General features: G+C 69.7%; 20 protein-coding genes. 7 read left to right on the forward strand and 13 right to left on the reverse strand.

The genetic code is table 11. The annotated features are described in order from the left end of the window. Positions 1-170 precede the first annotated feature (170 nt). From NRY95_07925 to NRY95_07970, 10 genes are all read right to left on the reverse strand, one after another. Positions 171-497, reverse strand: coding sequence for a hypothetical protein (locus tag NRY95_07925; protein ID UYC17870.1), 327 nt, complete (start codon positions 495-497; stop codon positions 171-173). Further along, the gene (gene fliS, locus NRY95_07930) at positions 485-871 is read right to left on the reverse strand and encodes a flagellar export chaperone FliS (protein UYC17871.1); all 387 of its coding nucleotides are present in this window, start codon (positions 869-871) and stop codon (positions 485-487) included. Before fliS ends, NRY95_07925 begins: the two co-directional genes overlap by 13 nt. Positions 872-878: 7 nt before the next feature. Then, a complete protein-coding gene (fliD, locus tag NRY95_07935; protein UYC17872.1) occupies positions 879-2225 on the reverse strand; it encodes a flagellar filament capping protein FliD in 1347 nt (448 codons plus the stop codon). Between the two features lie 18 nt (positions 2226-2243). Continuing rightward, complete coding sequence (locus NRY95_07940; protein ID UYC17873.1) at positions 2244-2693, reverse strand: hypothetical protein; 450 nt, start codon at positions 2691-2693, stop codon at positions 2244-2246. Next, positions 2690-3994 (reverse strand): FliI/YscN family ATPase, encoded by a 1305-nt coding sequence (locus tag NRY95_07945; GenBank protein ID UYC17874.1) that lies wholly within the window; start codon positions 3992-3994, stop codon positions 2690-2692. Before NRY95_07945 ends, NRY95_07940 begins: the two co-directional genes overlap by 4 nt. Beyond that, positions 3991-4662, reverse strand: coding sequence for a FliH/SctL family protein (locus NRY95_07950; GenBank protein ID UYC17875.1), 672 nt, complete (start codon positions 4660-4662; stop codon positions 3991-3993). The genes NRY95_07945 and NRY95_07950 overlap by 4 nt, the downstream gene beginning before the upstream one ends. Then, on the reverse strand, positions 4659-5705 hold the full coding sequence (locus tag NRY95_07955; GenBank protein UYC17876.1) for a flagellar motor switch protein FliG: 1047 nt from the start codon (positions 5703-5705) through the stop codon (positions 4659-4661). The genes NRY95_07950 and NRY95_07955 overlap by 4 nt, the downstream gene beginning before the upstream one ends. After that, entirely contained in the window at positions 5698-7362 is a 1665-nt protein-coding gene (fliF, locus tag NRY95_07960; protein UYC17877.1) for a flagellar M-ring protein FliF, read from the reverse strand. The genes NRY95_07955 and fliF overlap by 8 nt, the downstream gene beginning before the upstream one ends. A gap of 13 nt (positions 7363-7375) precedes the next feature. Next, a complete protein-coding gene (locus NRY95_07965) occupies positions 7376-7714 on the reverse strand; it encodes a flagellar hook-basal body complex protein FliE (GenBank protein ID UYC17878.1) in 339 nt (112 codons plus the stop codon). 258 nt (positions 7715-7972) lie between these two features. Continuing rightward, on the reverse strand, positions 7973-8587 hold the full coding sequence (locus tag NRY95_07970; protein ID UYC17879.1) for a TetR/AcrR family transcriptional regulator: 615 nt from the start codon (positions 8585-8587) through the stop codon (positions 7973-7975). Positions 8588-8728: 141 nt separating this feature from the next. Between NRY95_07970 and NRY95_07975 the strand changes: the two genes are divergently transcribed. Genes NRY95_07975 through NRY95_07990 form a run of 4 tightly spaced genes read left to right on the forward strand, consistent with a single transcriptional unit; the run spans position 8729 to position 15339 of the window. After that, entirely contained in the window at positions 8729-9952 is a 1224-nt protein-coding gene (locus NRY95_07975) for an efflux RND transporter periplasmic adaptor subunit (GenBank protein ID UYC17880.1), read from the forward strand. Between the two features lie 14 nt (positions 9953-9966). After that, complete coding sequence (locus NRY95_07980) at positions 9967-13116, forward strand: efflux RND transporter permease subunit (GenBank protein UYC17881.1); 3150 nt, start codon at positions 9967-9969, stop codon at positions 13114-13116. A 1-nt stretch (position 13117) separates the two neighbouring features. Further along, positions 13118-14596 carry an AdeC/AdeK/OprM family multidrug efflux complex outer membrane factor gene (gene adeC, locus NRY95_07985; GenBank protein UYC17882.1) on the forward strand — a complete coding sequence of 493 codons (1479 nt, stop codon included), beginning with the start codon at positions 13118-13120 and terminating at the stop codon, positions 14594-14596. 2 nt (positions 14597-14598) lie between these two features. Next, positions 14599-15339, forward strand: a complete 741-nt coding sequence (locus NRY95_07990; protein ID UYC17883.1) for a TetR/AcrR family transcriptional regulator — start codon at positions 14599-14601, stop codon at positions 15337-15339. On the opposite strand, the gene NRY95_07995 is transcribed toward NRY95_07990, so the two are convergent. After that, positions 15287-16507: an MFS transporter gene (locus NRY95_07995; protein ID UYC17884.1), complete on the reverse strand. Its 1221-nt coding sequence runs from the start codon at positions 16505-16507 to the stop codon at positions 15287-15289. The two genes, NRY95_07990 and NRY95_07995, sit on opposite strands and share 53 nt — an antisense overlap. After that, on the reverse strand, positions 16504-16947 hold the full coding sequence (locus tag NRY95_08000; protein UYC17885.1) for a MarR family winged helix-turn-helix transcriptional regulator: 444 nt from the start codon (positions 16945-16947) through the stop codon (positions 16504-16506). The genes NRY95_07995 and NRY95_08000 overlap by 4 nt, the downstream gene beginning before the upstream one ends. Before the next feature lie 269 nt (positions 16948-17216). On the opposite strand from NRY95_08000, the gene NRY95_08005 reads away from it, so the two are divergent. Continuing rightward, positions 17217-18368 carry a winged helix DNA-binding domain-containing protein gene (locus tag NRY95_08005; protein UYC17886.1) on the forward strand — a complete coding sequence of 384 codons (1152 nt, stop codon included), beginning with the start codon at positions 17217-17219 and terminating at the stop codon, positions 18366-18368. A gap of 113 nt (positions 18369-18481) precedes the next feature. Here the strand turns inward: NRY95_08005 and NRY95_08010 are convergent, their stop codons facing one another. Further along, positions 18482-19303: an alpha/beta hydrolase gene (locus NRY95_08010; protein ID UYC18534.1), complete on the reverse strand. Its 822-nt coding sequence runs from the start codon at positions 19301-19303 to the stop codon at positions 18482-18484. Between the two features lie 385 nt (positions 19304-19688). Between NRY95_08010 and NRY95_08015 the strand changes: the two genes are divergently transcribed. Together NRY95_08015 and NRY95_08020 are read left to right on the forward strand one after the other, a co-directional pair. After that, positions 19689-20759, forward strand: coding sequence for an XdhC family protein (locus tag NRY95_08015; GenBank protein UYC17887.1), 1071 nt, complete (start codon positions 19689-19691; stop codon positions 20757-20759). Then, positions 20756-21361 carry a nucleotidyltransferase family protein gene (locus NRY95_08020; GenBank protein UYC17888.1) on the forward strand — a complete coding sequence of 202 codons (606 nt, stop codon included), beginning with the start codon at positions 20756-20758 and terminating at the stop codon, positions 21359-21361. Before NRY95_08015 ends, NRY95_08020 begins: the two co-directional genes overlap by 4 nt. The last annotated feature ends 106 nt before the right edge of the window (positions 21362-21467 follow it).

The raw sequence follows: 21467 nt of genomic DNA on the forward strand, positions 1-21467 counted from the left end.
CGGTTGCGTGGTTCCCCCGGCATCGGCCGCGGCTGCCTGCGCGTGCAGGTTTTCAAGGGTGGCACTGAAGCGCTCCTGCGCGGCCGGTTCGCCGGGCGCAGCGAGGCGATCGGCCTGCGCCGGCCTGGGCACGGCCTGGGCGACGGCGGCGTGGGCGTGAAGCAGGGTGATCATGGTGCGTCGTCCAGTGGCAGATCGTGGTGTGCGTAGGCGCTCAAGGCCGTGCGGTAGTTTTCCAGGCGTGCGATTTCCTGCGGCAGCCGCACCATCTCCCGGCCCACCAGCAGGTGGATTTCGCGCAAGGTGGCCATGGCCTGCCGCGCGGTGGCGTGGAATGCCTCCGGCCGCGAACCGCCCACGATCCGTTCCAGCACGACACGCACCTGCTCGCATGCTTCGATCGAGGCCTGCCAGTGCTGCGCCTGTACCGCCACGCGCAGGCGCTCGACGGAGAGCAGGAGCACGTCGGCGGGCGACCTGCTGCTCATCCGTTGCATGCCTCCAGCGCCTGCCAGCCCTGGCGCAGGACCAGCACCAGGGACTCCACCTCGTCAACCATCCCGCTGTCCATGGCAATGCCGGCTTCGTTCAGGCGCAGCATCATGTACTCGTAGAGCCGGGCGAGATCGGCGACCGGCTGGCCGCCCTGGTCCACATCCAGCGAACTGGACAGCGCCGTCAGCAGGTCGATGCACTTGTTGATGCTGGCGCCCTTGGCTTCGAAGCGCGCCGCGCCGATGTGTGCACGCAAGCGCGAAAACTCGTCGAGCAGCCCGTTGGTCAGCACCAGCACCAGTTGCACGGGCGAGGCGCTGACGATCTGGGTATTGAGTTCGACCGACTGGTACTGGCCATATCCGAAGGAGTCCATGCTGGATTCAATCTTTGGAGGTCATCGAGTCGAGCAGGGCCATCGTGTATTCCATCTTGCTGCTGAGGGTTTGCACGTTGGTGAATTGGGCGAGATAGCGCTGGTAGAACTGATCGTACTTGTCCGAAAGCTCTTTCTGGTTCTTGTTCAATTCTTCCTGAACTTTCTGCGCCGAGTCGTCGCGCGACTTGAGCAGGCCGTGGGAGGCTTCCAGCCAGATCGGCAGGTAGGTGTTGAGCGCACCGGTGATGCCGCTGGTACCGTCGCCGAGGACGCGGCCAATGGCGCCCGGATCGGTCTTCAGCATTGCCGTCAGGCGACTGCTGTCCAGCACCAGCTGGCCGTCGCGCGCGCTGGTGATGCCCAGGGTGGGCAGGCTCTGGCCGTTCTGCGTCAGGTGAAGCAGGGTGTTCAGGCGCTGCCTGAGCGCCGCGATGCCCGCATCGTTGGCCAATACGCCGCCGGCATCGCCCTTGGCCGGATCGCCGACCCGGGTCAGGTCGTCCAGCGCGCTGCTGAGCTTGTTGTTGGCGTCGACGAAGTCCTGCACGTTCTTGATGGTGGCGGTGTCGTCGCGGGCCACGTCGATGCTGAACGTCGCCGCAGCGCTGAGGAAGGTCACCTTCAGCCCGTCGATGCCGGCGAAGGTGTTGGAACCCTGCTCCACGCGGGTTCCGTCCTTGCCGCCGATGTGGAACACCGCATTGGCGGCGATCGCGGTTTCGTTCGCCCCGGACAGGGCGCTGGCCAGGTTGGCGTCGGCCACTGCGCTGGTATCCAGGCTGAGCTTGCCATCGGCGCCATCGACCGCGGAGTTGATGACCAGGCGCTGTTCGCCATTGATCGTCATCGTCGAGGCGTTGACCTTGCCGCCGCTGGCCTGGTTGATGGCGCGTGCCAGTTCCGCTGCGCTCAGGCTGCCGTCGCCGCTGGCGTCGGCGCCGCTCAGGTCGACGTTGACGATGCTGCCGTCGGCGAGCTTGATCGACAAGCTCCCGGCGCCGGCGGCGGCGACGTCGGCCGGAATCGCCAGGCTGGTCAGCTGGTCGTTGCGTGCCAGCTGCTCGACGTAGAACGCATAACTGCCGGCCGTGGCGTTGCCGGTGGCGCTGGCGGTGGCGGCGCTGGAGTCGGAGGAGGTCGCTGTGTAGGCGAGCACGGTCTTGCCGTCGCTGGCCAGCGTCATGAGCGAATCCTGAAAGGTCTGCAGCGCATCGCGCAGAGTGCTCAAGGCGTCACTGGTCTTCTTGGCCTGGTCCTGCTTGTTGGCCAGCAAGGCGTCTAGGCCCTGGGTGGAGCGGGTGGCATACATCTTGGCCATGGTGGTGGGATAGCTCGCGTCTGAGATTTCCATCGGGGCGTCCGTATCGAGTCAGTAGGTGGGGCGCGCATGCCGGGCGTGCACCCAGGATTGCAGCGCGAGCTGGTCTTGCCGTTTCTGGTCCTGCGCGTGGCGCAGTTGGCGCAGCAGGCCGCGCTTGTCGTGCAGCGCGCGCGTGATCCGCTCGTACTGCAGGCTGGCAAGGTCGAAGACGTCACGGCTGGCCTGGATCCTTGCTTCCTGGCCGCGCAGGTCGCGGCTGTGCACGGTGATCATGTCCAGCAGCGACAGCTTGTAGTGCGCGCTGTTGCTGGCAAGCGCCGCGCTGCCGCCGTCGTTGCGCCCCAGTTCGCCCAGCATGTCGCGCATGCGCTGCAGATTGTGCCGCATGCGTTCGGCGATGGCATGCAGCTTGCGCAATTCCTCGCCCGCGGCGTCCAGCTCGCGCGCGCGCAGTTGCGCGAGCATGTCCAGGGTGGCGACTGTGTGCTCCAGGTTCATTGCAGGATCTCCGCAAGTTGGTTGCAGGCATGGTCAAAACAGGCGGTGTCGTGCATGTCCTGGCGCAGCCAGGCATCGATGCGCGCATGCAGGTTCACGGCGCGGTCGGTCGCCGCGTCGGCGCCGGCGACGTAGCCTCCCAGCGGAATCAGGTCGCGGACCCGGGCATAGCGCGCCATCAGGTCCTTGAGCGCGCGGACGCGGGCCAGTTGCGGCTCGTCCACCACCAGGTCCATGCAGCGGCTGACCGAGCGCAGCACGTCGATGGAGGGGTAATGGCCTTGTGCGGCCAGGTCGCGGGACAGCATGATGTGCCCGTCCAGGATCGCGCGTGCGGTGTCCACCACCGGATCCTGCTCGTCGTCGCCCTCGGCCAGCACCGTGTAGATCGCGCTCATGCTGCCCTGGCCTTCGCCGTTGCCGGCGGTCTCCACCAGCTGCGGCAGCAGGCCGAACACCGATGGCGGATAGCCGCGCGTGGCCGGTGGCTCGCCCAGGGCCAGCGCCACTTCACGCTGTGCCATCGCGTAGCGGGTGAGCGAATCGACCAGCAGCAGCACGTGTTCGCCGGCGTCGCGGTAATGCGCGGCGATGGCATGGCACAGTTCTGTGGCCATCAGCCGCATCAGCGGCGAGTCGTCGGCGGGCGCCACCACCACCACCGCCTTGCGCAGCCCTTGTGGACCGAGTGCGCGTTCGATGAACTCGCGCACTTCGCGACCGCGTTCGCCGATCAGCCCGACCACCACGGTCGAGGCGGTGGTCTGGCGGGTGATCATGCCCAGCAGCACGCTCTTGCCGACCCCGCTGCCGGCGAACAGGCCAACCCGCTGGCCGCGGCCGAGCGTAAGTGCGCCGTTGATCGCGCGCACGCCGACGTCTAGTACGCCACGCACCGGCTGCTTCTTCAGCGGGTTGACCCGTGCCGGGCGCGGCGCCAGCGGCGCGCTGCCGAGCAACGGTCCGAGGCCGTCGATCGGTTCGCCGAGTCCGTCGATCACCCGCCCGCGCCAGTCCGGTCCGATCGACAGCGCGTTGTCGTCCTGCTCGGCGACAACGCGCGCGCCGGCCGCCAGGCCCGCCGGTTTGCGGAACGGCATCAGGAAGCAGGCGTGGTCGCGGAAGCCGACCACGCGCGCGGCCAGCCAGCCGCCTGCGGCCTGCTCGATGCGCACGCGCTGGCCGGTCTCGAATGCATACCCGGTGGCTTCCAGCAGCAGCCCGGATACGCCGACCAGGCGCCCCACCGGGCGCGCGACCGGGACGTCGTCGAGCGTGAGCCGCAGCCGCGCCGCGTTCATGCCGACTCCGCTCCTGCCTGCGTCTGGCCGGGCTCGAGCAGGGCATGGAGTTGCTCCATGCACGCGGCCAGGCGCTGGTCGCAGCCTGCATCCAGTTCGCGCGGGCCGGCCTTGATCCGGCATTCGCCCTTGGCCAGGCGCTCGTCCGGCCGCAGCTGCCAGCGTGCGGCCTGCTCGGCCGCGACGTTGCTGATGCGGCGGTATTCGTCCGGATGCAGCCGCACCTCGACGTGTTCGTCGTCGCTGGGCAAGGCGGCGAGGGCCTCGTCGACGAAGGCAAGCAGGCGCTCTGGATGCAGTTCCAGCTCGGCGCGCACCACCTTGCGGGCGACCTGTTCCACCAGCGGCGCCAGTTCTTGGCGCAGCGCGTCGCGCTGCTGCTGTTGCAGCGTGTGCAGGCCGGCGATCAGTGCTTCCAACGGCGCCGACAACGCCTGCAAGCCGTCCGCGACCAGCGTCTGCGCGCGTTCGCCGCCGGCGGCCAGGCCGTCGCGGTAGCCCTGCGCCACGCCGGCCTCGTGGCCCTCGCGGCGCGCGTCTTCCATCCGCTGCAGTTCCTGCGCGCTATCCAGTGGCGTGTCCAGCAACCCGGCCATGTTCTCGGCCTCCTCGGCCGCGCGCAGCCGCGCCAATGAAGGGAACGCGAACGCGCGGTAGGCACGGCTCACGGCACCACGTCCTCATTGAACAGCTGCAGCTCGATGTCGCCGGCCTCGGCCAGGTCACGCACCTGTTCCATGATCTCGCGGCGGGCCTTGTCGATACGGCTCATCGGCAGCGGCCCGGTGCGCCGCAGCATCTCCTCGAAGGCCTGCACCTGGCGCCGCGGCATCGATTGCGACAGCACCTCGCGCAGTTGCGCATCGGCGCCCTTGAGCGCGATTCCCCAGCTGTCGAACGGCACGGCCTCGAAGATCGCGTTGATCGTGGCCGGGCTCTGGTGCGCGAGCAGGTCGATCGAGTACACGTGATCCTCGATCTTCGCCGTGGCCGACGGATCCTGCTCGCGCAGCAGTTCGATCAGCTGCGCGCGGTTGCCAGGCAGGCGGTTGAGGATTTCCGCGGCCTGGCGCACCCCCTCCACCGAGGCGCTCTGGTTGCCCATGTCTTCCAGGCAACTGTCGACCACCGCTTCCAGATCCAGCAGCAGTTCGTGGTCGATCTCCTTGAGTCGGGCGATGTTGAGCATGATCAACTCGCGCTGCGATTCGGGCAGCGCCGCGATCACCTGGCTGGCCTGTTCGGGCTTGAGGAAGGCCAGGAAGATCGCCTGCATGCGTACGTGCTCGCGCGCCAGGCGCCCGGCCAACCATTGCGGCTGTGCCCATTGCAGGCGCGACATCTTCGGTCCGATCACGTCGCCGTACAGGCTGTTGAGCACGCTATTGGCGACCGCGGCGCCCAGCGCCATGTCCAGCGAGCGCTGCAGATAGCTGCGCGAGGCGCCGTTGACGCTGCTCTGCGCGCGGTAGGCGTCGAAGAATTCCTGCAGCGTCTGCTGGACCGCATCGACCTTGACGCCATGGATGGTCGACATCGCCCGCGTCACCTCGAGCAGTTCCTCGCGCGACAGGCAGCGCAGTACGGCCGCGGCCGCGTCCTCGCCCATGCTCAGCAGGGTGATCGCGGCCCGTTCCAGCGGCGACAGCGCCAGCTGCTTGGGGGCCATCAGTTCATTGCCGGGAGTGCCGACGGTGGAGATGTTATCCATTCTTCTGGATCCAGGGCCGGATGACTTCGGCGACGCGCTCCGGTGCCTGCGTGGCCAGGATCTTGAGATGGTCGATCAGCACGTCCACTTCCGAGCCCACCGGCGGCAGCAGGGTCTCGCTGATCGCCAGCACCTTGGGCTGTGCCGGGGCGGCGACCGGCAGCAGCGACACGGGCTCCGCGCCACTGGCGGCCAGCAGGGGCCCGCCGGCCTGTGTGGTGGCTTCGACCCATTGCCGCAGCATCTTCAGCAGCGGCCGCAGCACCAGGAAGAACCCCAGGATCGCCAGCAGCGCATAGCCCAGGTAGGGCAGGGCCAGCACCAGGTTTTCCGGGTCGCGCCACCATGGCGGCGGCAACGGGTTGGCGTTGGGCTGGAAGCGCAGCGCCGATACCACCAGGGTGTCGTTGCGCTTGGCGTCGATGCCGATGCCGCTGCGCAGGATGTTCTCGATGTTGGCCAGCTGCGCCGGCTGCCAGGGCTGTCCGCTCTTGGCGCCGGCCAGCGCCGGCGCCGCAGCGTTGTTGAGCACCACGGCCACGTTCAGGCGCTTGATCCGCTGCGGGTTGCGCTTGATCTGCACCACGTTGCGGTCGTAGGCATATTGGCGGGTGAGCGCGTTGCGTTTGGAACCCGGGCCGTTGCTGCCGCCATTGGCACCGCCGCCCGCCGCGCCGGCTTGCTGGTTGGTGGCGGTGGGCACGGCACGATTGGACAGCGAGCCGGGCACGCCCAGTGGCATGGTGCCGCTGTCGTTTTCCTCGCGGGTCGCTTCCTGGGTCACGTGCGGTGCGTCGCCGAACTGCTCGTGGGTCTCCTCGACCCGGTCCTGGTCCATTTCCACCGCCACCGAGGCGCGGAAGTTGCCGTCGCCGAGCGAGGGCGCCAGCAGGTCACGGATGTTGTGCAAGGTCTGCTCGCGGATGCGCCCGGCCGCCTCGCTCTGGTCGCTGCCGATCGGCGCCGTGGGATCGACCATCGCCGAGAGCAGGTTGCCGCTCTGGTCGATCACCGAGACGCGCTCGGAGGTGAGGTTGGCGACGCTGCCCGCGACCAGCGCGATGATCGCGGCCACCTGCTGCCGGTCAAGGTGGCGCCCCGGCTTGAGCCCCAGCACCACCGACGCCGAGCTCTTGTCGCCGTCGCTGAGGATGAACGAGGACGACTTTGCCACCGCCAGGTGCACGCGCGCGCTGCTCACCGCCTCCAGGCTCTGGATGCTCTGCGCCAGTTCGCCTTCCAGGCCGCGGCGGAAGCGCACGTCCTGCACGAACTGGCTGACCCCGAGCGGATCGTCGTGGTCGACCACTTCCAGCCCGGGCGGAGTCTTGCCGACCACGCCCTTGGCCGCCAGCAGCATGCGCGCCGTGCCCAGTTTCGATTCGGGTACGAGGATCTGCCCGGTATCCGGATGCAGCCGATAGGCGATGCCGCCGGCGTCCAGCGCCGCCATCGCATCGGCGGTCAGGATCTTCTCCTGCACGCCGTACAACGGCTTGTAGCGCGCGTCGTCATGCTGCAGGTACATCATCACCGCGCCGGTCAGCGCCAGGGCCAGCACCACCAGCGGCAGTGCACGCGGCGACACCGCGGCGGCGGGCAGCTTCGCCAGCGCCGGCACCCAGCGTGCAGCCGCCTGCTTGAGCTTGACGATCACGATCCGGGCCTGGTCAGATGTTCATCTTCAGCAGGTCGTCGAGTCCTGCCATCACCTTGTTGCGCACCTGGGTCAGCATCGAGAACGACAGTCCCGCCTGCTGACTGCTGAGCATCGCGCCAATCAGGTCGTCGCTGTCGCCGCTGTCCACCGCGTCGGCCTGGCGCGCGGCGTCGCGCTGCTGTGCATCGACGCGCTGCAGCGCATGCTGGAACAGCGAAGAGAAGCCCTGTGCCGATGCGTCGCCATCGGCCGCGATGTCCACCGCGCCCGCATTGGCCGGCTTGATCTGCAGCAGCGGGGAAAGCACATCGAGACTGGGCATTGCGGGTAGCGCGGGAACGACGCTCATCGGATGCCTCGCACGGCAGGGCAGATAGGTCGAAGTATTGTGTTGGGCGGGGTTTGGCCTGGCACCGAATCTCAAGAGAATCTTTAACAATGGCCATGGCGCCGACGCTGCACAGCGCATGTAGCAGGCGCGCGCTTCAATGCCATTGCGCGCTGGAACAGCGGCGTTGCTGGCCGCACGCGCGCGGCGCCGGCGAATGCAGGCCTTCCGTCCCATGGCCTGGCTACTTGCGATGCCTGGGGCGGAAGGGGAACGTCGCTAACCCAGGGCGGCGGTCCCATAACCGCCGAAGAACACCAGCAGCGCGCGCTGCGTGGCCTCGCGCAGGTACTGCGGCGAGGGGTTTTTCAGCGCGCCGAACAGGCAGGGCATCAGCGTTTCGGCTTCCAGCAGCCCGGCCAGGTGGCGGGCGGCGGTGGTCGGGTCGGCGTGGCGCAGGCGGCCCTGCCGCATCTGTTCCTGCAGGAACGTGCCGAGGCGGCTCATGCCGTCGTCGGGGCCGCGCTCGAAGAACAGCAGGCCGATGTCCGAGCGGCCGGAGACGCCGATGATGGTCTGCCAGACCTGCACCGACTGTTCCGAGCACAGGAACGCCAGGGCGTCTTCGCCCAGGCGCTGCAACGCGGTCGGCAGGTCGTCCCGGGTCTGCATCAGCGCGGCCAGGATCGGGTCCATGAAGCGCTCGGCGACGCTGTGCGCCACCGCCACGAACAGCTCCTCCTTGGACGGGAAATAGCCGTACAGGGTGCGTTTGGAGCTGCCGGCGCGCGTGGCGATCTGGGTCATCGAGGCGCCCTCGAAGCCAGCCTCCAGGAACACCTCCGCGGCGGCCTCGACGATCGCCTCGCGTTTGGCTTCGGTCCGGACACGCATCGTTCTGCCCTCGGGAAGGGCGCTTAAGTATACCTGGAGGGCAGAAATGATTGACGGCGCCAAATCGCGGGAATAGTATACCAAACCGTACCGTTTACCATTCCTCCCCGCTTGCCCGCGTCCCCAACCGGAGATCCCCTCGTGCGCCCTGTCCTGTCCTCTCGTCTATCGCTGGCCCTGGCCGTGGCGGCCACCTCGCTGCTGAGCGCGTGCGGTTCGCCTCCGGGCGGCCCGCCGCCGCAGGAAGGCACGCCGGAGATGGGCGTGATCACCGTCGCCCCCCGCCCGGTCGCGTTGACCACCGAATTGCCGGGGCGCACGCTGCCGTACCTGATCGCCGATGTGCGGCCGCAGGTGAACGGCATCATTCAGTCCCGCAAGTTCCGCGAAGGCGGCGAGGTCAAGGCCGGCGAGACGCTGTACCAGATCGATCCGGCCACCTACCGTGCCACCTACGACAGCTACGTCGCCGCGCTCGGCAAGGCCCAGGCCACGCTGCGCACCGCGCGGCTGAAGGCCGAGCGTTACCGCGAACTGGTCAAGGTGTCGGCGATCAGCAAGCAGGACAACGACGATGCCGACGCCGCGCTCGGCCAGGCCGAGGCCGACGTCGCCGCGGCCAAGGCCAACGTGGAAAGCGCGCGCATCAACCTGGCCTATGCGCGGGTGGATGCGCCGATTTCCGGGCGCATCGGCAAGTCCAGCGTGACCGCCGGCGCGCTGGTCACCGCCAGCCAGTCCACCGCGCTGGCCACGATCCAGCAGCTGGACCCGATCTATGTCGACGTCACCCAGCCCAGCGCCTCGCTGCTGCGGCTCAAGCACGCGCTGGCCGCCGGCGAACTGGAAAAGGCCGATACCACTGCGGCCAAGGTGTCGCTGCTGATGGAAGACGGCAGCCCGTATCCGCTGCAGGGACGGCTGGAGTTCTCCGACGTCACCGTCGACCAGAGCACCGGGTCGATCACGGTGCGTGCGGTGTTCCCCAATCCGCATGCGGATCTGCTGCCCGGCATGTACGTGCGTGCGGTGCTGCAGGAAGGGACCAAGGACCAGGCGATCCTGGTGCCGCAGCAGGCGGTGTCGCGCAACGGCGCGGGCAAGCCGACCGCGTACGTGGTCGGCGCCGACCACAAGCTGCAGTTGCGGATGCTGGAGACCGATCGCGCGGTCGGCGATCAGTGGCTGGTGCGCAGCGGGCTCAAGCCCGGCGACAAGCTGGTGGTCGATGGCCAGTCGCGGGCGCAACCCGGGGCGACGGTCAAGACCGTGCCGTGGCAGCCGAAGCTTGCGACCGCCGCTCCTGCGGCGGCGGCTCCTGCCGCGCCCGCTGCCGCCGCGGCCACGCCGCGCGCGGCGAACTGAGGGCCTGGACCGTCATGGCACGCTTCTTCATCGACCGCCCGATCTTCGCCTGGGTGCTGGCCATCATCGTGATGCTGGCCGGCATCCTCTCCGTCGCCACCTTGCCCATCGCGCAATACCCGAGCATCGCCCCGCCCGCCGTGGCGATCACCGCCAACTATCCCGGCGCCTCGGCCAAGACCCTCGAGGACACCGTCACCCAGGTCATCGAGCAGAAGATGAAGGGCCTGGACCACCTGAGCTACATGGCCTCCACCAGCGAGTCCAGCGGCCAGGTCACCATCACCCTGACCTTCGACAACGGCACCGACCCGGACACCGCGCAGGTGCAGGTGCAGAACAAGCTGTCGCTGGCCACGCCGTTGCTGCCGCAGGAAGTGCAGCAGCAGGGCGTGACCGTGACCAAGTCGGCGACCAACTTCGTCAACGTGCTGGCCTTCACCTCGGAAGACGGCAGCATGAACGCCTCGGACCTGTCCGACTACGTGGCCGCCAACGTGCAGGAGGCGATCAGCCGTGTCGAAGGCGTCGGCGACACCACGTTGTTCGGCTCGCAGTACGCGATGCGGATCTGGCTTGACCCGAACAAGCTGAGCAATTTCAACCTGACCCCGCTGGACGTGAAGACCGCGGTGCAGGCGCAGAACGCGCAGGTCTCGGCCGGCCAGCTCGGCGCGCTGCCGGCCGCGCCCAACCAGCAGCTCAACGCCACCATCACCGCGCAGACGCGGCTGAAGACCGCAGCCGAGTTCGAGGACATCCTGCTGCGCACCCAGTCCGACGGGTCGCAGGTGCGGTTGCGCGACGTGGCCCGGATCGAACTGGGCAGCGAGAGCTACAACGCCGCCGGCCGCTACAACGGCAAGGCCGCCGCCGGCCTGGCGATCAAGCTCGCCACCGGCGCCAATGCGCTGGACACGGTCAAGGCGATCGACGCCAGCCTGGCCGAGCAGGAGAAGTTCTTCCCGCCCGGCATGAAGGTGCAAAAGCCCTACGACACCACGCCGTTCGTGCGCATCTCGATCGAAGAGGTGATCCGCACCCTGATCGAGGCGGTGGTGCTGGTGTTCCTGGTGATGTACCTGTTCCTGCAGAACTTCCGCGCCACGCTGATCCCGACCATCGCCGTGCCGGTGGTGCTGCTGGGCACCTTCGGCGTCCTGGCCGCGTTCGGTTTCACCATCAACACGCTGACCCTGTTCGCGATGGTGCTGGCGATCGGCCTGCTGGTGGACGACGCCATCGTGGTGGTGGAGAACGTCGAACGGGTGATGAGCGAAGAGCACCTGCCGCCGAAGGAGGCCACGCGCAAGTCGATGGCGCAGATCACCGGCGCGCTGGTCGGTGTGGCCCTGGTGCTGGCGGCGGTGTTCGTGCCGATGGCGTTCTTCGGCGGTTCCACCGGCGTGATCTACCGCCAGTTCTCGATCACCATCGTCTCTGCGATGACCCTGTCGGTGCTGGTGGCGATGGTGCTGACCCCGGCGCTGTGCGCGACCCTGCTCAAGCCGGCCAAGCAGCACGGCATGGCCACGACCGGTTTCTTCGGCTGGTTCAACCGTGTCTTCGAGCGCAGCAACGGCCGCTATCAGGGCGTCGTGCGGCACATGCTGGGCAAGGGCTGGCGCTACATGGTCGCCTACGCGGTGCTGCTGGCGCTGGTGGTGGTCGGCTTCATGAAGCTGCCGGTCGGCTTCCTGCCGGACGAGGACCAGGGCACGCTGTTCGCCTTGATCCAGTTGCCGCCGGGCGCCAGCGCAGCGCGCACCGACGCGGTGATCCACCAGGTCGAACAGCATTTCCTGGTCGATCAGAAGGACTCGGTCGGCAGCATCTTCACGGTGTCCGGCTTCAGCTTCGCCGGCACCGGCCAGAATACCGGGTTGGCGTTCGTGAAACTTCGCCCCTGGGACGAGCGTACCGGCAAGGGACAGAGCGTGACCGAAGTGGCGGCGAAGGCGAGCAAGTTCTTTGCCGGCATTCGCGACGCCAAGGTGTTCGCGTTCGCGCCGCCGGCGGTCTCGGAACTGGGCAATGCGACCGGCTTCGACCTGATGCTGCAGGATCGCGCCAACCTCGGCCACGATGCGCTGATGCAGGCGCGCAACCAGTTGCTGGGCGCGCTGTCGCAGGACTCGCGCCTGGTCGCGGTGCGTCCGAACGGACAGGAAGACACGCCCGAGTTCAAGCTGGACATCGATTCGCACAAGGCCGAGACGCTGGGTCTGTCGATCGACGACATCAACGGCACCTTCTCCAGCGCCTGGGGCAGCACCTACGTCAACGACTTCATCGACAAGGGCCGGGTCAAGAAGGTGATGCTGCAGTCCGATGCCGTCTACCGGATGCTGCCGAGCGACATCGACCGCTGGTACGTGCGCAACAGCGCCGGCACCATGGTCGCGTTCAGCTCCTTCGCCAATGCCAGCTGGACCAGTGGCTCGCCGCGCCTGGAGCGCTACAACGGCGTGCCGTCGGTGGAGATCCTGGGCATGGCCAAGCCGGGCACCGCCTCCAGCGGCCAGGCGCTGGCCATCGTCGAGGCCGCGGTGGCCAAGCTGCCGCCGGGCATCGGCTACGAGTGGACCGGGCTGTCGCGGCAGGAAAAGGCATCCAGTGGCCAGACCGGCATTCTTTACGGGCTGTCGATCCTGATCGTGTTCCTGTGCCTGGCGGCGCTGTACGAAAGCTGGGCGATCCCGTTCGCGGTGATCCTGGTGGTGCCGCTGGGCGTGTTCGGCGCGCTGCTCGGCGCGGTGCTGACCTGGAAGATGAACGACGTGTACTTCCAGGTGGGCCTGTTGACCACGATCGGCCTGGCCAGCAAGAACGCGATCCTGATCGTGGAGTTCGCCCGCGAACTGCACGACAGCGGCAAGAGCCTGGTGCAGTCGGCGCTGGAGGCGGCGCGGATGCGCCTGCGGCCGATCCTGATGACCTCGCTGGCGTTCATCCTCGGCGTGGTGCCGCTGGTCCTGGGCCGCGGCGCCGGTGCCGGCGCGCAGCATGCGCTGGGTACCGCGGTGATCGGCGGCATGCTGTCGGGCACGATCCTGGCGATCTTCTTCGTGCCGCTGTTCTTCGTGCTGGTGTGCGGGCTGTTCAAGCGCCGCGCCGGCAGCCCCGATGACCCGTCCGCCGCGCGTGTCGCGGGAGGAGCCTGAGATGTCCCGTTCGATCCTGACCCCGTTGGCGCTGGCGCTGGCGCTGGCGCTGGCCGTGTCCGTGTCGCTCGCCGGCTGCAGCCTGATGCCGGCCTATGAGCGCCCGGCGGCGCCGGTGCCGGCGCAGTTCGACGGCGCCGGCGCACCGGCCGATGCGCAGAGCGTTCCCGTCGCCGACATCGGCTGGCGTGCGGTGTTCACCGATCCCAGGCTGCAGCAGGTGATCGAGCTGGCGCTGGACAACAACCGCGACCTGCGCGTGGCCGCGCTCAACATCGACCAGGCCTGGGCGCAATACCGCGTGCAACGCGCCGACCTGGCGCCGGGCGTGGACCTGGGCGGCAGCGGCAGCGGCTCGCGCACGCCGGGCGACCTGTCCGGCACCGGGCAACCGCTGGTCGCGCACAGCTACAGCGCCACGCTCGGCATCAGCGCCTACGAACTGGATCTGTTCGGCCGCGTGCGCAGCCTCAAGGAACAGGCGCTGCAGCAGTTCCTGTCCACCACCGAGGCGCAGCGCGGCACCCACATCAGCCTGGTCGCACAGGTGGCCACGGCCTATCTCACGCTGGCCGCCGACCAGGACCTGCTGCGCCTGGCGCAGGACACGCTGACCAGCCAGAGCGAAAGCTACCGGCTGCAGCAGCGCAGTTTCGAGCTCGGCGCGGCCTCGGCGCTGACCCTGCGCCAGGCGCAGACCACTGTGGAAAGCGCACGCGTGGACGTGGAGCGCTACACCGCGCAGGTGGCACAGGACCGCAATGCGTTGCGGCTGCTGGCCGGCACCGAGGTGCCGGCCGAACTGCTGCCGACCGCGCTGCCGGACAGCGCCAGCGCCGACGCCAACATCCTGGCCAGCATTCCGGCGGGATTGCCGTCGGAACTGCTGCAGCGCCGCCCGGACATCCTGGAAGCCGAGCGCACCCTGCAGGCGGCAAATGCGAACATCGGTGCGGCGCGTGCCGCGTTCTATCCGAGCATCAGCCTGACCGCCTCGGCGGGCAGCGCCAGCGCCGGCCTGTCGGGCCTGTTCAAGAGCGGCTCCGGCAGCTGGAGCTTCGCGCCCAGCATCTCGTTGCCGATCTTCGACGGCGGCCGCAACCGCGCCAATCTCGACGTCGCCAAGGTGCAGCGCGACATCGACGTGGCCAACTACGAAAAGGCGATCCAGACCGCGTTCCGCGAGGTCTCCGACGCGCTCGCCGAGCGCAGCACGCTGGGCCGCCAGCTGCAGGCGCAACAGGCGCTGGTGGACGCGTCCGCCGACAGCTACCGGCTGTCGCAGGCGCGCTTCGAGCGCGGCGTGGACAGCTACCTCGGCGCGCTGGACGCGCAGCGCACGCTGTACGGCGCCGAGCAGACCCTGATCAACACGCGGCTGTCGCGCTTCACCAACCTGGTGACCTTCTACAAGGCGCTGGGCGGCGGCTGGGTGGAGATGGCCACGTCCGCGGATGCGACGGCAGCGGTGGAACGCTAGCGATGCCGCGGCAGACGGCCGCGCCGGTGCCGGCGCGGCGGCGCAAGCACGGCGCGGCGCGCGAGAAGCGTGCCGCGATCCTGCGCGCCGCCCGGCAACTGTTTTCCCGCAACGGCTTCGACCACACCAACATGGACGCCATCGCCGCCTGCGCGGACGTGTCCAAGGCCACCGTCTATGCGCATTTCGCCAACAAGGACGCGTTGTTCCGCGTCACCGTGGAAGCGATGGTGGGCGAGATGCCGGACCGCTGGGATGCGCTGCTCGCCACCCGCGAGCCGCTGCAGCGGCGGCTGACGGCGGTGGCGCACGACCTGATGGAGATGACGGCCGCGCCGCTGCTGCAGGCTGTCCAGCGCATGCTCGCGCTGTCCACGCAGGTGTCGCCGCAGCGTGCCGACACGTATTGGGACCTGTGTTTCGAGCGCTACGATCGCGCCATGCAGCAGTGCCTGCGCGCCGAGATCCGGCAAGGCACGCTGACGATCGCCGACGTGGCGCAGGCGTCCGCGCAGTTCTTCGGGTTGATCGCCAGCGCGCCGGCATTGCGCGGATTGCTGACCGGCGAGCCGTTCGCGTCGCAGCGGCCGGGCGCGACTTGCGTGGAAAGCGCGGTTGCGTTGTTCGTGCGCGGCTATCGCGCGGAGGCGGACCCGGCTGCGGCGGCGCGCCGGCGCCTCGCCGCCAAGCCTAGGCGGGCCGCACCGCCGCCAGCGGCCGCGGTTCCCGGATCGGCAGATTGACCAGCGCCGCGGCCACGGCCAGGGCCATGTCGGCGTACCACATCCACTGGTAGTTGCCGAAGCGCTCCAGCGCCACGCCGCCGAGCCAGGCGCCGAAGAAGCCGCCGATCTGGTGCGACAGCAGGGTCAGGCCGAACAGCGTGCCCAGGTAGCGCGGCCCGAACAGTTTGCCGATCAGCCCGGCGGTGGGCGGGACCGTCGCCAGCCAGGTGCAGCCGAGCGCGGCGGCGAACAGGTAGAACGTCAGCGGCGTCGGCGGCGCGAGCAGGTACAGGGCGATCAGCAGCGCGCGGCTGGCGTACAGCGCCAGCAGCAGCCACTTCATGCGCACGCGCTCGCCGAGCTTGCCGGCGATCAGGCTGCCGGCGACGTTGCACAGGCCGATCAGCGCGATGGCGATGGCCGACACGCTGGGCGCCAGCCCGCACAACGCGATCTCGCCGGGCAGGTGGGTGACCAGGAAGGCGATGTGCACGCCGCAGGTGAAAAAGCCCAGGTGCAGGCACCAATAGCTGCGGTCGCGCAGGGCGACGCGCAACTGCGCGCGCAGCCCGCCGTCCGCCGCGGTCGCACCCTGCGCCTGGCCCTTGCGGCGCAGCGGCCAGGCCAGCGGCAGGGTCAGCAGCGACAGCGCCGCCATGCCGGTCATGGCCATCGCCCAGCCGGCGGCGCCGATCATCCATTGCACCAGCGGCGCGAACAGGAACTGGCCGAGCGAGCCGCCGGCGTTGATCAGCCCGGCGGCGAACGAGCGCTGTTCCGGCGCCAGGCGATGCGCGGTGGCGCCGATCAGCACCGAGAAGCTGCCGGCACCGGCACCGGCCGCGGCGAGCAGGCCCAGGCTGACGATCAGGCCCCATTCGGTCGGCAGCCACGGCGCCAGGGCCAGGCCCAGCGCCAGCAATACGCCGCCCAGCCACAGCACCGGCAGCGGACCGCGCTGGTCGGCGATGGCGCCGAACAGCGGCTGCACCGCGCCCCACACGAACTGGCCGACCGCCAGCGCGAAGCTGATCGCGGCGATGCCGACGCCGCTGCTGCGGTGGATCGGCTCGACGAACAGGCCGGTGGTCTGGCGCGCGCCCATGGTCAGCATCAGCGTCGCCGAGGCGACGATCAGCAGGCCCCAGTGGCGGCCGGCCTGGGCGTGCGGCGCCGCGACGCTCATGCGGCAGCGTCCCCGCGCTCGGCGCACAGCGCGCGTTCCAGCTGCCGCAGCTGGCGGTGCAGGGCGTCGATGGCGGCGTTGCCGGCCAGCGCGTCGATCCGCGCCTGCGCGCGCTCCCAGTGCGGCAGCGCGCGTTTGAGCAGGCGCCGGCCGGCGGCGCTGACCACCACCAGCTTCTGCCGCGCATCGTCGCCGCGGCGCTGCTCGATCCAGCCAGCCGCCTGCATCGGCTTGAGATTGCGCGACAGCGTGCTGCGGTCCATGCCCAGCCGCTCGGCCAGCGCACCGAGCTGTTGCGCGGTGCCGGCGCGGCGCAGGATCGAGTACTCGTTCAGGCTCAGCCCCACCGCGCTCAGTTCGCGGTCGTAGACCTGCGAGGTACGCCGCGCGGCGCGGCGCAGCAGGAAACAGGTGCAGCGGCAGGGAGCGGTGTCGTCCATGCCCGGCAAAGTACGTGCATATGCATACAATTGGCAAGCGCCGGACCGACCGGCAGGGCGGCGTGCCGTCCCCGTTCGCGGGCGGCGCGGGCGGGGCATGTCCTGGCCGGTCGACGCCATGCAGGCGGATGCTGCGGCTCGCGCGCAGCTGCAGCGATGCAACGCTTCGCCCAGGCGTAGCGACGCACGCGGACGCTTGCGCGCACGCTCGCGGATCGCCGGCATTGCTATGCTCTGCCGCGCCTTGCGCTTGCCGGAGTGCCGTCCCGATGCCGAACCCACGCACCGCCTCTGTCGCGATCGCCGCCGCGCGGGCGCGTGCGCTGTGGCTGGAGGCGCAGCGGCTGAGCATCCCGGCGCCGTTCGGCGCGGGTCCCGAGGCGGTGCGGCAGGCCACCGCGCACCTGGGCTATGTGCAGATCGACACCATCCATGTGATCGGGCGCAGCCACCACCACGTGCTGTACAGCCGCATTCCCGCCTATCGCAAGCAGGATCTGGAGCAGGCGCAGGCGCAGGACAAGTCGGTGTTCGAGTACTGGACGCATGCGCTGGCCTACGTGCCGATCGCCGACTACCGCATGTACGTGGCGCAGATGGCGCGCTACCGCGCCCAGGCGGACGCGGCCGGCAAGATCGATCCGGCCGATTACGCCAGGCTGCTGCGGCGCATCCGCAGCGACGGGCCGTTGTCGATCCGCGACATCGACGACGACGTGCTGGTCGAGAAGACCCATCCATGGGGCAGCCGCAAGCCTTCGCGCGCGGCATTGCGCTACGGCTTCTTCAGCGGCGACCTGGTGGTCAGCCAGCGCAGCGGCATGCTCAAGACCTACGAGCTGGCCGCGCGCCATTTCGGCTGGAGCCGGCGCCCGCGCCCGGCCAGCGATGCGCAGTACGCGCGCTATCTGCTGCAGCGCGCGCTGCGCGCGCAGGGCCTGGTCGGCGTGGACTCGATCTGCTACGGCAATGCCGGCGCCAAGCCCGCGGTGCGCGCGCTGCTCGCCGCCGCGGTCGCCGCCAAGCGCCTGGTCCCGGTGCATCTGCAGGGCCAGGAGCAGGCCGCGCTATGGGCCGAACCGGCGCTGCTGGAACACGCGCCGCCGCTGCCGGACGAGGCCATCGCGCAGCTGTTGTCGCCGTTCGATCCGCTGCTGATCCAGCGCAAGCGGCTGCAGCAGTTCTTCGGCTACGAACACCGCTTCGAGGCCTATGTGCCGGCGCCGCAGCGGGTGCTCGGCTACTTCGCGCTGCCGGTGCTGGTCGGCGACCGCATCGTCGCCGCCCTGGATCTGAAGATGGAGCGCCAGGCCGGCAGGCTGCTGATCCAGAAATGGACCTGGCTGGTGCCGCAGCGGCCCGCGCTGAAGGCCGCGATCGACGCGGCGCTGCAGCGTTTCGAGCGTTTTCATCTGCAGTGACGCCTGGGAGTCGCCCGCCTCGGCGGGGGCGCCCGGCGCGCAGCGGCACAAGGCGCTGCGTGCCGTGCAACTGGCCGGCGCACACGCGTTGCGTGCGTGCGCCGGCGCGCGGATCAGGCCTTGAAGAAGGCCAGCAGATCCTGGTTGATCTCGTCCGGGTGGGTGGTGCACATGCCGTGCGGGTAGCCCTTGTAGACCTTCAGCGTGGCGTGCTTGACCAGCTTGGCCGACAGCAGCGCCGAGTCGGCGATCGGCACGATCTGGTCGTCGTCGCCGTGCAGGATCAGCACCGGGACGTCGATCTGCTTCAGGTCGTCGGTGAAGTCGGTTTCCGAGAACGCCTGGATGCAGTCGTAGTGGGCCTTGGCGCCGCCCATCATGCCCTGCCGCCACCAGTTGTCCTTGATCCCCTGCGAGACCTTGGCGCCGTCGCGGTTGTAGCCGTAGAACGGCACCGGCACGTCCTGGTAGAACTGCGCGCGGTTGGCGGCGAGCTGCGCGCGGAAGCCGTCGAACACCTCCATCGGCAGGCCGCCCGGGTTGTTCGCGGTCTTGAGCATGATCGGCGGCACCGCGCCGATCAGCACCGCCTTGGCCACGCGGCCGGCGCCGTGCCTGGCGACATAGCGCGCCACTTCGCCGCCGCCGGTGGAATGGCCGACGTGGATCGCGTGCTTCAGGTCCAGATGCTTGGCCAGCGCGGCCACGTCGGCGGCGTAGGTGTCCATGTCGTTGCCGGTCGCGGTCTGCGTGGAGCGGCCATGGCCGCGGCGGTCGTGGGCGATGACGCGATAGCCCTGGGCGAGGAAGAACAGCATCTGCGCGTCCCAGTCGTCGGCGCTGAGCGGCCAGCCGTGGTGGAACACGATGGGCTGGCCGGTGCCCCAGTCCTTGTAGAAGAGTTCGGTTCCGTCTTGCGTGGTGATGCTGGGCATGGTGGTGTCCTGATGGGGCTGCGGACTGGCCGCAGGCGTAGGGGAAGGGCGGGTGCGGACCGGTGCGGCGATGCCCGCCAGCGGCAGGGCGGTCAACGCGGCGGCGCCGAGCAGCAGGCGCCGCCGCAGAGGATCGGCGATGTCGGTGTCCGTGGCGTGAGTGTCCAAGGGAGTCCTGGGGGGAGGCGGTGTCGATGCAGATGATGCGTGCCGGGAGCGCGGCGCCGATTGCATAATCCTGCTCGATTGCCTGGCGGCATGGCGCGCGCGGCGCAGCGCCGCGAGCCGACGCAGTGCCGCGCGCGAACGTGGCAACGTGGCCAAGTCACCTCGTCACCACAGGCCGCTGCTTAGGCTGTGCTTTCCACCCAGCCCGTGCCGCCGCATGTCCGCTGCCAGACACTGTTTCCACGATGCCATCGTTGCCTGCCGGCAGCGCGCGCCTGCGGTGCTGGCGCTGGTGACCGCCACCGAAGGCTCCACCTATGCGCGTGCCGGCGCGGTCGCGCTGTTCGGCGCCGACGGCGCGCAGCAGGGCTGGCTCAGCGGCGGTTGCCTGGAACCGGAGATCGCGCATTGCGCCGCGGCCGCGTCCGCGGCGGGCGCCCTGGCGTGGATGGAGATCGACACGCGCGACGACGCGGACCTGCTGTCCGGTTCGGCGGTGGGCTGTCGCGGTCGCCTGCATCTGGCCTTGCTGCCGGTGCTCGCCTTGCCCGGCTTCGAACGCCTGGCACAGGCGTGGCTGCAGCGCCGCGGCGCGTTGCGCCTGGCGCTGGACGCCGATGGCGGCATCGTTGCCGCGGTCGCTGGCGAAACCCGGCAGTGGCGCGTGCCGTGCCAGGCCTGGCATGGCGCGGCGGCCTGCCGCGGGCAGCTGCAGGTGCCGCCGCCGCCGCGGGTCAGCGTGTTCGGCGCCGGCCCGGAAACCGCCGTGCTGCTGCCGCTGCTGCGGCAACTGGGCTGGATGACCACGCTGGTGGAACAGCGTCCGCGCTGGGTGGCGCAGGCCGCGTTGGCCGACCTGGCCTTGGCGTGCACGCCGACCCGCGCGCTTGACGAGTGCGCCGATAGCGACGCGGCATTGGTGATGCACCATCACTTCGAACTGGACCGGGAAGCGTTGGATGCGCTTGCCGCGAGCGCGATCCCGTTCGTGGGCCTGCTGGGGCCCGTGCGCCGGCGCGAGGACCTGTTCCGCCTGTTGCGCCCGCAGCAACACGCGCAACTGCTGCCGCGGCTGCATTCGCCGATCGGGCTGCGCCTCGGCGGCAGCGGCGCGGAGGCGATCGCGCTGAGCATCGCCGCGCAATTGCAGGGCATCCGCGACGTACAGCAGGCCAGCGCCATCCCGGAACCGAGCCGTTGCAGCGTGACCCGCTTGCGCGCCGGCGAGGCCGCGCCGGCCGCACTGGCGTTGCGCGCGGACGGCGCCGCGCGTGGGGCGGGGCGATGAAGCGCACGCATGCCGCCTTGGTCCTCGGCGCCGGCGCCAGCCGCCGCCTCGGCCACGCCAAGCAGGCGCTCACCCGCGACGGCGAGCCCTTGTTGCGACGCGCGGCACGACTGGCGCTGGCGTCGGCACCGGCACGTTGCGTGGTGGTACTGGGGGCACAGGCCGAGGCGCTGCGCCGGGCACTGGACGAGCTGCCGGTGGAGATCGTGGTCAATCGCGACTGGCCGACCGGCATGGGCGGCAGCCTGGCCTGTCTGCGCGCGGCGCTGCAGGGGGATGCCTCCATCACCCACAGCCTGGTGCTCGGCTGCGACCAGCCGGCACTGGAGGCGGCGCACCTGCAGGATCTGCTGGCGGCGGCGCAGCGCGCTGCCTCCGGCTGCGCGGTCAGCGCCTACGCCGGCGTGCGCGGCATGCCGGCGGTGGTGGCGCAGGCCTGCTGGCGCGAGCTGCCGCTGGGCGGCGAGCAGGGCCTGCGCGCGCTGTTCGATGCGATGGCGCCGGACAGCCTCGGCTGCATCGTCGCCCCGGCGCTGGCACTGGACCTGGACACGCCGCAGGACGTGACCGCTGCGGTGGAGCGCGGCTGGCTGGATCCGTAGCGCCCACGGCTCTGTGCGCGACGTTGCGGTCGATCGACATCGTGCAGGCGCGGCCGCGGGTGGGGCCATCAGCCGCGACGTTTTCCCGGTGGCGCCCGGTCGCGGC

The sequence above is a fragment of the Xanthomonas campestris pv. phormiicola genome (assembly GCA_025666215.1).
Lineage (GTDB): Bacteria > Pseudomonadota > Gammaproteobacteria > Xanthomonadales > Xanthomonadaceae > Xanthomonas_A > Xanthomonas_A campestris_A.